This window comes from Crossiella sp. S99.2 (assembly GCF_023094165.1).
Lineage (GTDB): Bacteria > Actinomycetota > Actinomycetes > Mycobacteriales > Pseudonocardiaceae > Crossiella.
Window position 1 is genome coordinate 167,384 of sequence record NZ_JALMDK010000001.1, and the last position, 12,095, is coordinate 179,478.

The window sequence follows — 12,095 nt, forward strand, 5'->3', positions numbered from 1 at the left end:
ACCGTGGACGAGTGAACGATCGGGTGAAAAGCGTCGAACTGCTTGACCAGCTCCGCCGGATCCTTGGGCCGGACGGGGTCATCACCGACCCGGATGTCACCGAGAGCTACCGCCGGGACATGATGCCGCTCGCGCCCGCCGGCGCGCCACTGGCCGTGGTGCTGCCCGGGGACACCGCGGCGGTCCAGGCCGTGGTCCGGGCCTGCGCCGCGGCGGGCACACCGATCGTGCCGCGCGGGGCGGGCAGCGGTCTTTCCGGCGCGGCCAACGCCGTCGACGGCTGCGTGGTGCTGGCCATGACCAGGATGAACCGCATCCTGGAGATCGATCCGGACAACCGCCTCGCGGTGGTGGAACCCGGCGTGGTCAACCTCGATCTGCGGCAGGAGGTGGAGAAGGAGGGCCTGTTCTACCCACCGGACCCCTCCAGCTACGACTGGTGCACCATCGGCGGCAACGTCTCCACCAACGCGGGCGGCCTGTGTTGCGTGAAGTACGGGGTGACCACCGATTCGGTGCTCGGCCTGGAGGTGGTGCTGGCCAGCGGCGAACTGCTGCGCACCGGCAGGCGCACGGTCAAGGGCGTGGCCGGGTACGACCTGACCAAGCTGTTCATCGGCAGCGAGGGCACCCTGGGCGTGATCACCCAGGCCACTCTGGCGCTGCGCCCGCTGCCGCAGGCCCCGGCCACCATGGTCGCCGCCTTCCCCTCCACCGCCGCCGCGGGCGCCGCGGTCGCCGGTGTGGTGCGCGAGGGCCTGGTCCCGTCCCTGATGGAGATCATGGACGCGGCCTCGATCCGCGCGGTGGAAGCGCACCTCAACACCGAACTCGGCGCGGGCAGCGGCAGCGCGGCCCTGTTGATCTGCCAGTCCGACGCGGGCGGCGAGGTGGCCAAACGGGAGCTGGAGAAGATCGAGCAGCTCTGCCTGTCCGCGGGCGCCGAACTGGCCTACGTCACCACCGACGTGGCCGAGGGCCGGATGCTGCTGGCCGCCCGCCGCGCGGTGCTGACCGCGCTGGAGGTCTACGGCGCCTGGCTCACCGACGACGTCTGCGTGCCCCGCACCAAGATCGCCGAACTGATCAGCGGCTGCGCGGAGATCAGCGCGCGGCAGCGGCTGCTGATCGCGGTGGTCGGGCACGCAGGCGACGGCAACATGCACCCCACCATCGCCTACGACCCGGCCGACGCCGACCAGTTCGAGCGGGCCAAGCTGGCCTTCGACGAGATCCTGGAGGTCGGCCTGGCCCTGGGCGGCACGGTCACCGGCGAACACGGCATCGGCAAGATCAAACGGGAGTGGCTGGCCAGGGAGATCGGCGAGGTCGGGCTGGACGCGCACCGGGCGATCAAGCGGGCGCTGGACCCGGACAACCTGTTCAACCCGGGTTCGATGTTCGCGCTGGACTGATCACCAGGTCCAGGAACCGGTTCAGGTAGGCGCGGACCTCCTCGGGTCCGCGCCGCGCCGGGTGCATCAGCATCACGTAGGTGACCACCCCGGCCAGGCTCTCCATCAGCATCTCCAGGTCGATGTCCGGCGGCAGTTCGCCGTGCTCCTGCAACAGCCGGAACACCTGCAGCGCGACCTCCTTGCGCGGCTGCACGTAGGTCTCGGTGTAGGCCCGCATCAGCTCGGGATGGCTGGTCGAGGTGCTGGCCAGCCGCCCGACCAGCTGCCGGAAGTCCGGATCGGCCACCGCCTGCACCAGGATCTCCACCAGCTTGGCCCTGGTGACCTCCCCGTCGGCGAACACGGCCAGCACCTCGGCCGGGTTCATGAACCGGTCCCGCCCGAACTCGATCGCCTGCGCCAGCAACAGTTCCTTGCTCGCCCAGCGCCGGTACACGGTGAGCCGGGCGACCCCGGCGCGCTTGGCGACCTGCTCGATGCTGGTGCCCTCCACCCCGCCCTGGATGAACATGTCCAGGGCGGCCCGCAGGATCGCGGTGTCGTTCCCCGGATCGCGGGGGCGGCCCCTCACCCGGCCCGCCCGGTCCGCAGCACGTTCGCCAGCCACCGGTGCAGCTTCGCCGGTACCGGCCGCCCACGCCAACCCAGGTGCGCGTCCGGCCGCACCAGCCAGGCCTGCGCCATCGGCCGGTCCAGCAGCACCACCTCGTCCCCGAGCAGTTCCCGCACCACCGGCGCCAGTGGTTCGTACCGGCCCAGCAGGGCCCACCGGCCGCGCAGTTCGGCGTGCAACCGGGTCGTCGTGCCGTCCTCCCGCCGGCAGACCAGGTCCGGCACCCGCTCCCCGGCCCGCAACCCGGTGGCCAGCGGCGCGAACCGCCAGGGCGCCAGCGGCCCGCGCCGGTAGTGCACGCCGAGCTGGGAGGCGGCCTTGGCCAGCCGCCGTTGCACCGAGGGCAGGTTGAGCAGCGGCGCGGCCAGCCGGTCCCGCAGCACCCGCCGCACCCGCCCCTCACCCAGCGCCAGCCGGGTCGCCCCGGTGGTGCCAGCCAGCACGGCGGCGGCGACCGGCCGCCGTTCGGCCTGATAGCTGTCCAGCAGTGCCGCGTCCGCCCGGCCGGAGGCGACCAGCGCCAGCTTCCAGCCCAGGTTGTCCGCGTCACCGAGCCCGGTGTTGAGGCCCTGCCCGCCGAACGGGCTGTGGATGTGCGCGGCATCCCCGGCCAGCAACACCCGGCCCTGGCGGTACCGCTCGGCCAGCCGCCGGTGGATGCGGAACACCGAGGTCCACACCGCCCCGTCGAAACGCACCCCGCGATAGCCGGTGCGCGCGGGCAGCAACTCGCTCAGCCGCCCGAGCACATCGTCCGCGCCGACACCGGGTTCACACGGCGCGACCAGCCGCCACAGGTTCGACTCCGGCAACGGGAACGCGGCGAACACCCCGTCCGGACTGATCCAGGCCGAAGCGGTGTCCCTGGGCAGCCCCCAGTCCAGGTAAACGTCGGCGAGCAGGAAGTTCTCCACCACCTGCGCCCCGGGAAACCCGAACTGCCCCAACCGCCGCACCGCGCTGTGCGCCCCATCGCACCCCACCACCCAGTCGGCCCGGCTCACCTCGACCGCGGTGCCGTGCCGGACCTCCACCGACACCCCACCCCCGTCCTGGCTCAGCCCGACCACCTCATGCCCCCACTCGACCTTGCCCCCCAACCGCTCCAGCAACTCCCGCAACTGCCCCTCCACCGCCGCCTGGGAGATCAACAAGGTCCGATGACGGCTGCCCAGCGGCACCTGATCGACCCGGATCCGCACCAGCTCGGTCCCATGCGCGTTGACACTGATCCCACCCACCCGAACCGCCCGCTCCGGCAGATCCCCCAGCGCTCCAAGCCGATCGAGCACCTCCACCCCCCGAGCCTGCAACCCCAGCGCCCGCGAGGTGACCGCGGGCGCCGGCGCCCGGTCCACGATCCGCACCGGCACTCCCCGGCGCAGCAACGAACACCCCAGCACCAGCCCACTGGGCCCGGCTCCGACCACCAGCACCGCTGTCTCCACCGGGACCCCCATTAGTTAACAGCACAGTACTGTTTACTAATGTAGCCCAGCAACGAACTACCGGGGAAGCACGAAAAAACACCCCGCGCCGGAACCCGGCACGGGGTGTTCGAAGCGTGGACTCAGATCTTGGGGATCACCTGGGTGTGCTGCTCACCGAGGTCCACCGGCCCTTGCTTGCGCTTCTTCCGCCGCTCCCGCACGAACTCGAAGATGATCGGCAGGATCGAGAGGAACACGATCAGGATCAGCGCGGCCTCGATGTTGTTCTTGATCAGCGGCACATCACCCAGCGCGGCACCGAGGAAGGTCAACCCAGCGGCCCAGGCGATACCGCCGATGACCGAGTAGGTGAAGTACTTCTTCGCGTCCATCCGGCCGATCCCGGCCACCGCGGTGATGAAGGTCCGCACCACCGGCACGAACCGGGCCAGGATGATCGCCCGAGCCCCGTACCGCTCGAAGAACTCATGCGTCTTCTCGAGGTACTCCTGCTTGAAGATCTTGGAGTTGGGCCGGTTGAACAACGCGGGCCCGGCCTTCCAGCCAATCCAGTACCCCACGGCGTTGCCGAGGATGCCCGAGACCGTCAGCAACAACGCGACAACCCAGACCGGCACGCCAAAGGCGCCACTGGCGGCGAAGAAGCCCGCGATGAACAGCAGCGAGTCACCGGGCAGGAAGAACGCGAAGGCCCCGCACTCGGCGAACACGATCAGGCACAGACCGATCAGCGCGAAGTGCCCCATTTGCTGAATAAGGAAGACCGGATTCAGCCAGTCGATCCCAAAAAGAGCGAGCGGCACGGCCGCACCAGTAACGGTCGTCACCCCGCCCACGGTACAGGGACCCCCACCGCAACCCGCCCCGGACTACCACAACACCCCCGCCCCACCCGGCCCCGCCACGCCGAAAACCCACCCCCACCAGCCCCAACCACCCGACAAACCGGACAATGTGACCATCCTCGCCCCACCCCAAATCCCCACCCGCGACAGCGACTAACGCCCACGGAAACCGGCCCCGCCCAGGCCGCAACACCGCCGCGGCGTAGCTCCCGCCCGCGGAAATAGGCGGAGCATCCCCGCCGGGACAACCGGCGCACCCCCGGTGCCAGACAGCCCCAGCACACGCCTCTACCCGCCCGCAAAACCTGCCCCAGCCCGCCCCGAAAGCCACCCGGGCCCGTCACACCCCGCAACCCCCCTCGCCACCCCGCGCGCGCCCGAGGGGGACCCCCACGACATCAACGCTACCGCCCAGCACCGACAAAACAGCAGCTCAAAGCCACCAAGATCCGCACTTATCCACAACATCCCAGTTATCCACAGCCTGCAGCCCCGCCGCTTGCCGCCCACCCGGAGTCACGACAACCTGGTCCCAGGCGCGCCCACCAGCCCCACACCCGACCGCCCGGCAGTCACGCCCCGTCGCCACTCAGCAGCGACAAACCCCAGAACCGGAGGTGATCACCACAGCGTCAGCACACCGATGACCGCGCCCGCGGCCAGACCAAGCAGCACGGCGAACAACAGCAGCACCCAGGCCGGCAGTGACGGCGGTGGCAGGCCGATGCCGCGGGCCGAGGTGAACCGGTCCGTCGGTCCGGTGTCGTTGCCCAGCGGGAGCACCGGCATCGGCGGGAACGGCGCTTCGACCGGAGGCATGCTCGGGCTGCCCGCTGCCTGGGCGCGCAGGGCGTCAGCGAGCAGCTTCTCCGGATTGTCCGAGGCGGCCACGCCAACACCGTAGTGCGGTGTGCGGCTGATGCGCGCTCAGGACACCCACTCGCCGCGGTGCAGCACCCGGGTGGGACGGAGTCCGGCGTCCAGCACGACCAGGTCGGCGGCCAGGCCCGCGCTGATCGAGCCGGTCACCTTGGTCAGGCCGAGCAGGGCCGCCGGGCGGGTGGAGCAGGCAGTTGCCGCGTCGGTGACGCTGAGGCCGCACTCCAGGACCAGGTTGCGGAAGGCCGCGTCCATGGTCAGGGTGCTGCCTGCCAGCGAACCGCCCCCGGCCAGCGTTGGCACGCCGTCGGTCACGGTGACCTCCAGGCCGCCGACGTCGTACACGCCGTCGCCGACCCCGGCGGCCGCGATGGCGTCGGTGATCAGGACGGTGCGCGCGAGACCGGCGTGCCGGGCGGCGAGCCGGATCGCGGTCGGGTGCAGGTGCACCAGGTCGCAGATCAGTTCCACGGTCACCCGCTCGTCGTCCAGCAGGGCGCCGATCGGGCCGGGCTCGCGGTGGTGCAGCGGGCGCATGCCGTTGAACAGGTGTGTGGCCACGCTGGCTCCGGCGTCCACCGCGGGGCGGACCTGGGCCTCGGTGCCGTCGGTGTGGCCGATGGCGGCGATGACCTCCTGGTCGACGAGCTGGCGGACGGCTTCCACGCCGTTGTCCAGCTCGGGGGCCAGGGTCACCATGCGCACGGTGCCGCGACCGGCGTCCAGCAGGGTCTGCACATCGGCCTTGGCCGGTGGACGCAGGATCGCCGGGTCGTGCGCGCCGCAGCGGGCCGCGGACAGGAACGGGCCTTCCAGGTGCACGCCCGCGAGCAGGCCGCCCTGGGTCAGTTCGGCCAGCGCCGCGATCTGCCGGGACATGTCCGGGATGGACCCGGACACCAGGCTCCCGAGCAGAGTGGTCGTGCCGTGCCGCCGATGGGCGGAGGCGGCCTTGAGCACCCGCTGCTGATCGGGGTTGGAGAAGGATTCGCCGCCGCCGCCGTGGCAGTGGATGTCCACGAACCCGGGGACCACCCACTGACCGGTGACGTCGACGACCTCCTCGGTCGCGCGCTGACCGTTGGTCGAGCCCGCGCCCACCTCGGTGATCAGTCCGCCCTCGACCCGAACCCAGCCGTCATCGAGCACACCGCCAGGAGTGACGACCTTGCCGCCGACGAGTTTCATCAACCCTCCAACAGGTCCATGGCCAGCAGCGCGGCTCCGAGGCAACCAGCCTCGTCACCCAGCGCCGCCAACCGCAGTTCGGGTCGGCGCTGGAACGAGACCAGCTCGTCCAGCCGGTCGCCAAGGGGGGCGAGCAGCAGCTCACCCGCCATGGCCAGGCCACCACCGAGGACCACGGCCTGCAACCCGAGCAGGGTGGTCAACAGGATCACGGCCTGGGCCAGAGCCTCGACCGCCTCCGCCCAGACGGCGGCGGCGTCGGGATCGCCCGCGCGGACCGCGTTGGCGACATCGATCGCGCCGCGCACGGGGCGGCCGGTGCGTTCGGTGTAGCGGCGGGCCACGGCCGCGGAGGAGGCACGCAGCTCCAGGCAGCCGTGCTGGCCGCAGCCGCACAGCTCGCCGGCGCCGAGGGAGAGGTGACCGACCTCGCCCGCGTAGCCGCCGCCGGAGTGCAGTCGGCCGCCGAGCAGCAGGGCGGCGGCGATGCCGGTGCCGATGGGCATGACCACGGCGTCGGTGAAACCGCGCGCCGCGCCCAGTCGTGCCTCGGCCAGGCCGCCGGCGCGCACGTCGTGGTCGAAGACCACCGGCAGGCCGAGGCGTTCGCGCAGGGCGGTGCGGAACGGGTAGTCGCGCCAGCCGAGGTTGGCCGAGAACACGCCCACCCCGGCCTCGGCGTCGACGATGCCCGGCACCACGACGCCGACCGCCTCGACCGGGTTGGCCGACTCGGCCGACCAGGTCTTGACCAGGTCGGCGATCAGGCTGACCAGGGCGTCCGCGGTCTCCGCGCCGGTGGCGCCTCGCGGTGTGGCCCGGCGCAGCCGGTCGACCAGCACGGGCGCGGCGGGGTCGCCCTCGACCAGGGCTGCCTTGATGTCGGTGCCGCCGACGTCAACGGCGACCACGGTTCGCGAGCTGGGCACAGCTCGAATCCTGGGGCATGCGGCGACTCTGGTCTAGACCTCTGCGCGAACGACGCCCACGGGAATGCCACAAATTGCGCGTGAGAGCGATTCCAAGCGCGATTTCGCGTGCTCGGAGCCGTCGGAGGAGGCCGCCGGTGGCTCTGACCGACAGCCCGGGACCGGGTGACTGGCAGCCCGGGACTGGGCGACCGGTCGCCGGGACCGGGCGACCGGCTGTCGAGGCCGGGCCGGACCCCGCGTGCCGGCGGCGGCCGAGCGCGGGGCTCAGCCCTTGAGGGCCTTCTGCAGCGCGTCCAAGGCGCGGCTGGCGGTGGACTTCACCGTGCCGCGGGAGATGCCGGTGGACTCGGCGATCTCCTGTTCGGACAGGCCGCCGTAGTACCGCAGCACCAGCACTTCACGCTGACGAGGCGGGAGCTGGCCGAGAGCGCTGACCACGGCCTGGTGTTCGGCGGTCAGCATGGCCAGGGACTCGGCCGAGCGGGCCGTGGTCAGGTGCGGTGGCTGGTACTCGCGGGCGGTCTTGCGGCGGCGGAGCACCGAGCGGCTGCCGTTGACCACGGCGGTCCGCAGGTAACCGACGGCCGCCGCGCCGTCGCGCAGGCCGCCCCAGTTGCGGTGCAGGCCGGTGAACGCCTCCTGCACGACGTCCTCGGCGGTGGCCGGGTCGTCGACCAGCAGGATGGCCAGGCGGACCAGGCGCATGCGGTGCTGGCGGTAGAGGTCTTCCAAGGTCAATGGCGCTTCGGGAGCCTGGACACCACCGGTTTGCGGTGTGTTGCCGTCCAGGGTCCGGAGATGGCTGAAGGTGCGCTCGACCGTCGCTTCGACGTTCGGCGCCTGATTTCCGGTGGCACGGCTGTCCCCGCGCGGCGCGTCCCAACCCACGCACAGAAGGTACCCGCGCTGGTCAAGGGCTGGCGATCTCGGTGCCTGGGATCACCTCACCGGGCCGGGCCGGTGGCGGGGGCCGCGAGTAGCGTCGGCGTGTCGTCTCGCCGGCCGGCGGGGCTGGGTTTTGCCGAGGAGGGGCGCGATGGCGCGGTTCGTGGTGGAGTGGGTCTTCGGGACCAACCGGGACGAGCGGCTGGCGGTTCGGCCCGCGCACCGAGAGTGGGCCGCTGAGCAGGCCAAACAGGGTGTGCTGCTGGCCGGCGGGCCGTGGGCGAACGACACCGGCGCGCAGGTCGTGCTGGAGGCGGCGGACCGGGACGAGCTGGCCAAGATCCTGGACAGCGACCCCTACGCCTCGGCCGATGTGATCGCCGAGACCCGGATCCGGGAGTGGACCGTGGTCACCGGCGCGTGGATCACCGGCTGAGTGCAAGCCCGCGTCCCCGGCGACCGGAACTGGCCGCCGGGGACGCGCTGACTAGCGGGCGCCGGCCTCGGTGAGGCGCTGGATCTCGTCCTCGGCCAGCTCCAGGGTGGCCGCGCCGAGCAGGTCGTCCAGCTGTTCGACGGTGCGGGCGCTGGCGATCGGGGCGACCACCGTCGGCTGGGCGCCCAGCCAGGCCAGCGCCACCGAGGCGACCGAGGTGCGGTGCGCGGCGGCCAGTTCGTCCAGGACGGCGAGCACCCGCAGGCCGCGGTCGTCCAGGTAGGCGCCCGCGCCGGCGGCACGCGGGCTGTCCACCGTGACGCCGGGGCGGTACTTGCCGGTCAGGAAGCCCTTGGCCAGGCCCCAGTACGGCACCGCGGACAGGCCCTCGATGGCCACCAGCGCGGCGAGCTTGCCCTCGTAGCCCTCGCGCTCGACCAGGTTGTACTCGGGCTGGAGCGCGACGTAGCCAGCCAGGTTCTCCCGCTTGCTGATCTCCAGCGCCTCGGCCAGCCGGTCGGTGTCGTAGTTGGAGGCGGCCAGGTGCCGGACCTTGCCTTCCTTGACCAGCTCGGTGAACGCGCCCAGCGTTTCGGCCAGCGGGACCGTGCTGTCGTCGATGTGCGCGTAGTACAGGTCGATGTGGTCGGTGCCCAGTCTGTGCAGGGACCCCTCCACGGCGACCTTGATATTGGCCGCGGACAGCCCCTTGGCGGTGGGCAGCTGACCGACCTTGGTCGCGATCACCAGGTCGTCGCGGCGACCGCGGCGGGCCAGCCAGCGGCCGATGACCGCCTCGGACTCCCCGCCCGAGTTGCCCTCGGCCCAGGCCGAGTACACATCCGCGGTGTCGATGAAGTTCCCGCCCGCCGCCGCGTAGGCGTCCAGCACTGCGAACGACTGCTGCTCGTCCGAGGTCCAGCCGAACACGTTGCCACCGAGGCAAAGCGGATAGACGTCCAGGTCACTCGTGCCGATTCTTGCCACGACCTAAGCAAACACCCTGTTCGGCGGCGACATTCCGGGTATTCGCTTGGACTTTTCGATTTGACACTGCTGGGCTGACCGCCATGAGTTCCACCCGCATCTCCGCGGGCGGCCTGACCGTCACGGTGCACTGGTCCGCGCCCGGCGAGGTCGCCGAATTGACCGAGCACCAGGGCGAGGGCCGGTTCGAGCCGGGCGAGACCAGCACGGTGCACCTGGTCGCCGGCCGGACCGGCGCCGCCCCCCGGGCTCGCGCTGGCCCTGACCTACGCGCCGACCGACGAGGTCTTCCTGCCCGCGATCCACCTGGTGCCCGCGACCGAGACGCTCTTCGTCGGCGCGGGGCGGGACCTGCTGACCTACGCGCTGACCCCCGGCCAGGTGCGCCGGGTGGACCAGGACGTCGCCGAAATGGGGTTCTTCGGCTGGGCGCAGCACGGCGACAGGGTGCTGGGGCTGGCCGAGCTGGAGCTGAGCGGCTGGTCCGTGGACGGACAACGGCGCTGGGCGGCGTGGGCCGAACCGCCGTGGGCCTACCGGGTCGACGGCGACCGGGTGCGTCTGGACGTCATGGGTCAGGTCAGCGAGTTCGGACTGCGGGAAGGGCCGGTCAGCCGGACCAGGCGAGCGCGGTGAGCACCAGGTCGACCGCCTGCGCCGCGAAGCCCGGGGGTGGCTGTTCCTGGCGGAGCAGGACGCGGGTCCACATCGCGCCGGCGAGCAGGTCCACCACGAGCTTGGGATCGATGTCCGCGGGGATCTCGCCGCGGTGCCGCGCGCGGTCGAAGATGACGAGTTCGCCTGCCAGGCGGTCGGCGAAGAACTCGTGGGCCAGCCGGGACAGCACTGGGCGGCCTGCCGCGGTCAGTGCCGCGGTGACCACGGAGGCGCTGGGCTCGGTGGTCAGCAGGCGGAGCACGTGGCTGGTCAGGGCGAGCAGGTCGCCGCGCAGGGTGCCGGTGTCGGGGACCGGGAGTTCCAGCAGGGCCGAGTTCAGCAGGGCGGCGCCCAGCAGCGCGTCCTTGTCCGCCCACCAGCGGTAGATCGTGGTCTTGTGCACGCCGCTGCGCGCGGCCACGCCCTCCATGGTCAGGCCGTCGTAGCCGCGTTCGGCCAGCAGTTCCAGGGTGGCGGTGAAGATCGCCTGCGCCTGGCGGGGGCCGTCGCCGGACCGGCGTGCCGCGTTCACCATGCGGGAAACACTACGCGACGTTGCGTTGTGTCGGTGGTCGACGTAGCTTCGAATGCAACGCGACGTTGCGTTGCATTCGAGGGGAGTGGGCATGACACCGATCGTGCTGGTGCACGGGATCCGGGTCAGCGGGAGCATGTGGCGGGCCCAGCGGGCGTTGGCCGGGGGAACCGTTGTGCGGGCTCCTGACCTGCCGGGACACGGGAGTCGGGCGGCTGAGCGGTTCACCGTGGCCGGGGCGGTCGCGGTGATCAGGGCGGCCATCGACGAGGTCGGTGGGCGGGTGGTGCTGGTCGGGCACTCGCTGGGTGGCTACCTGGCCATCGCGACCGCGGCCGAGCATCCGGAACGAGTGGCGGAGCTGGTCCCGGTGGGCTGCACGCTGCGACCGACCCCGGCCCTGGTCCGGCCCTACCGGTGGGCGGCCGCGGCGCTGGCCGGGCTGCCGGATGGCGGGCTCGCGCTCACCACCGGGCTGGCGCGGCTGGTCCTCGGGGCCGGACCGGGAGCGGCCTTCACCGCGGGCGGGGTTTCGTACGCGGCGGTGCCCGCGGTGCTCGACGGGCTGCTGGACCTGGATCCGCTCGCCGACCTGCGGCGCTATCCGGGGCCGGTGCGACTGGTCAACGGCGCCCGTGACCACTTCCGGACGGATGAGCGGCTGTTCCTGGCCGCCTGCGGCAACGGCAGGCTGGACCTGGTGCCCGGCGCCGGGCACCTGCTGCCGCTGACCAAGCCGCGCGAGCTGGCCGCGCTGATCACGCCGGGCTGATCACTCCGGTGGCCAGCGCTTGATGAACTCCAGCAACGCCTTGCCCTCCGCGGTCAGCTCCTTGCCCTTGCCCTTGCAGTCGGGGCAGGCCGGGTGCGTGTTGGCGGTCTTGTGCGCGCGGGTGATCACGTTGTCGCCCTCGCGCAGCTCGATGTACTCCTGGAACGGGATCACCTCGGCGTCGGCGGCCTTGCTGGTGGCCAGCGCCTTCAGCTCCTCCCACTCCTCCTTGAGATCGGCCAGCTTCTGCGCCACCGGGGCCGAGCGGACGAACTGGGCGGCGCGGCGGCGCAGGCGCAGTTCCTCCTGGCTCAGTTCTTCCGCTCCCGGTTCGGTGTTCTTCCCGGTGCCCGAGCACCTGGGGCAGGCCACGTCCCAGCTCATCTCCACCTCCGGCGCCGATGGCGGGGCACGAGGTCACCGCCGGTACCCGGAAGGCTACCGAGAGTTCGACGAATTCAAGATCGACCCACCGGGGGAACTTCCGGCCAGCACCT

Annotated in this window: 14 protein-coding genes; 4 read left to right on the forward strand and 10 right to left on the reverse strand. The window is 71.8% G+C overall.

What is annotated here, in order from left to right:
* Positions 1-23: 23 nt before the first annotated feature.
* The gene (locus MZC64_RS00740; RefSeq protein WP_247756183.1) at positions 24-1,415 is read left to right on the forward strand and encodes an FAD-binding oxidoreductase; all 1,392 of its coding nucleotides are present in this window, start codon (positions 24-26) and stop codon (positions 1,413-1,415) included.
* Here MZC64_RS00740 and MZC64_RS00745 read toward each other — a convergent pair.
* From MZC64_RS00745 to MZC64_RS00780, 7 genes are all read right to left on the reverse strand, one after another.
* Entirely contained in the window at positions 1,384-2,025 is a 642-nt protein-coding gene (locus MZC64_RS00745) for a TetR/AcrR family transcriptional regulator (protein ID WP_247755146.1), read from the reverse strand. The two genes, MZC64_RS00740 and MZC64_RS00745, sit on opposite strands and share 32 nt — an antisense overlap.
* Positions 1,986-3,467, reverse strand: a complete 1,482-nt coding sequence (locus MZC64_RS47500) for an FAD-dependent monooxygenase (RefSeq protein WP_308300940.1) — start codon at positions 3,465-3,467, stop codon at positions 1,986-1,988. The genes MZC64_RS00745 and MZC64_RS47500 overlap by 40 nt, the downstream gene beginning before the upstream one ends.
* A gap of 134 nt (positions 3,468-3,601) precedes the next feature.
* A complete protein-coding gene (locus MZC64_RS00760) occupies positions 3,602-4,309 on the reverse strand; it encodes a VTT domain-containing protein (protein WP_247755148.1) in 708 nt (235 codons plus the stop codon).
* Between the two features lie 639 nt (positions 4,310-4,948).
* Positions 4,949-5,218: a hypothetical protein gene (locus MZC64_RS00765; RefSeq protein ID WP_247755149.1), complete on the reverse strand. Its 270-nt coding sequence runs from the start codon at positions 5,216-5,218 to the stop codon at positions 4,949-4,951.
* 36 nt (positions 5,219-5,254) lie between these two features.
* Entirely contained in the window at positions 5,255-6,394 is a 1,140-nt protein-coding gene (gene nagA, locus MZC64_RS00770) for an N-acetylglucosamine-6-phosphate deacetylase (protein WP_247755150.1), read from the reverse strand.
* Positions 6,394-7,323, reverse strand: a complete 930-nt coding sequence (locus tag MZC64_RS00775; RefSeq protein ID WP_247755151.1) for an ROK family protein — start codon at positions 7,321-7,323, stop codon at positions 6,394-6,396. The genes nagA and MZC64_RS00775 overlap by 1 nt, the downstream gene beginning before the upstream one ends.
* 267 nt (positions 7,324-7,590) lie before the next feature.
* Complete coding sequence (locus MZC64_RS00780; protein WP_247755152.1) at positions 7,591-8,214, reverse strand: SigE family RNA polymerase sigma factor; 624 nt, start codon at positions 8,212-8,214, stop codon at positions 7,591-7,593.
* Between the two features lie 148 nt (positions 8,215-8,362).
* On the opposite strand from MZC64_RS00780, the gene MZC64_RS00785 reads away from it, so the two are divergent.
* On the forward strand, positions 8,363-8,647 hold the full coding sequence (locus MZC64_RS00785; RefSeq protein ID WP_247755153.1) for a YciI family protein: 285 nt from the start codon (positions 8,363-8,365) through the stop codon (positions 8,645-8,647).
* 51 nt (positions 8,648-8,698) lie between these two features.
* Here the strand turns inward: MZC64_RS00785 and MZC64_RS00790 are convergent, their stop codons facing one another.
* Positions 8,699-9,634 (reverse strand): aldo/keto reductase, encoded by a 936-nt coding sequence (locus MZC64_RS00790; RefSeq protein WP_247755154.1) that lies wholly within the window; start codon positions 9,632-9,634, stop codon positions 8,699-8,701.
* Positions 9,635-9,943: 309 nt separating this feature from the next.
* Between MZC64_RS00790 and MZC64_RS00795 the strand changes: the two genes are divergently transcribed.
* Positions 9,944-10,270, forward strand: a complete 327-nt coding sequence (locus MZC64_RS00795; protein ID WP_247755155.1) for a hypothetical protein — start codon at positions 9,944-9,946, stop codon at positions 10,268-10,270.
* Here the strand turns inward: MZC64_RS00795 and MZC64_RS00800 are convergent.
* A complete protein-coding gene (locus tag MZC64_RS00800; RefSeq protein WP_247755156.1) occupies positions 10,245-10,826 on the reverse strand; it encodes a TetR/AcrR family transcriptional regulator in 582 nt (193 codons plus the stop codon). The genes MZC64_RS00795 and MZC64_RS00800 overlap by 26 nt on opposite strands.
* A gap of 91 nt (positions 10,827-10,917) precedes the next feature.
* Between MZC64_RS00800 and MZC64_RS00805 the strand changes: the two genes are divergently transcribed.
* Positions 10,918-11,598, forward strand: coding sequence for an alpha/beta fold hydrolase (locus MZC64_RS00805; protein WP_247755157.1), 681 nt, complete (start codon positions 10,918-10,920; stop codon positions 11,596-11,598).
* Here the strand turns inward: MZC64_RS00805 and MZC64_RS00810 are convergent, their stop codons facing one another.
* The gene (locus tag MZC64_RS00810; protein WP_247755158.1) at positions 11,599-11,982 is read right to left on the reverse strand and encodes a hypothetical protein; all 384 of its coding nucleotides are present in this window, start codon (positions 11,980-11,982) and stop codon (positions 11,599-11,601) included.
* Between the last annotated feature and the right edge of the window lie 113 nt (positions 11,983-12,095).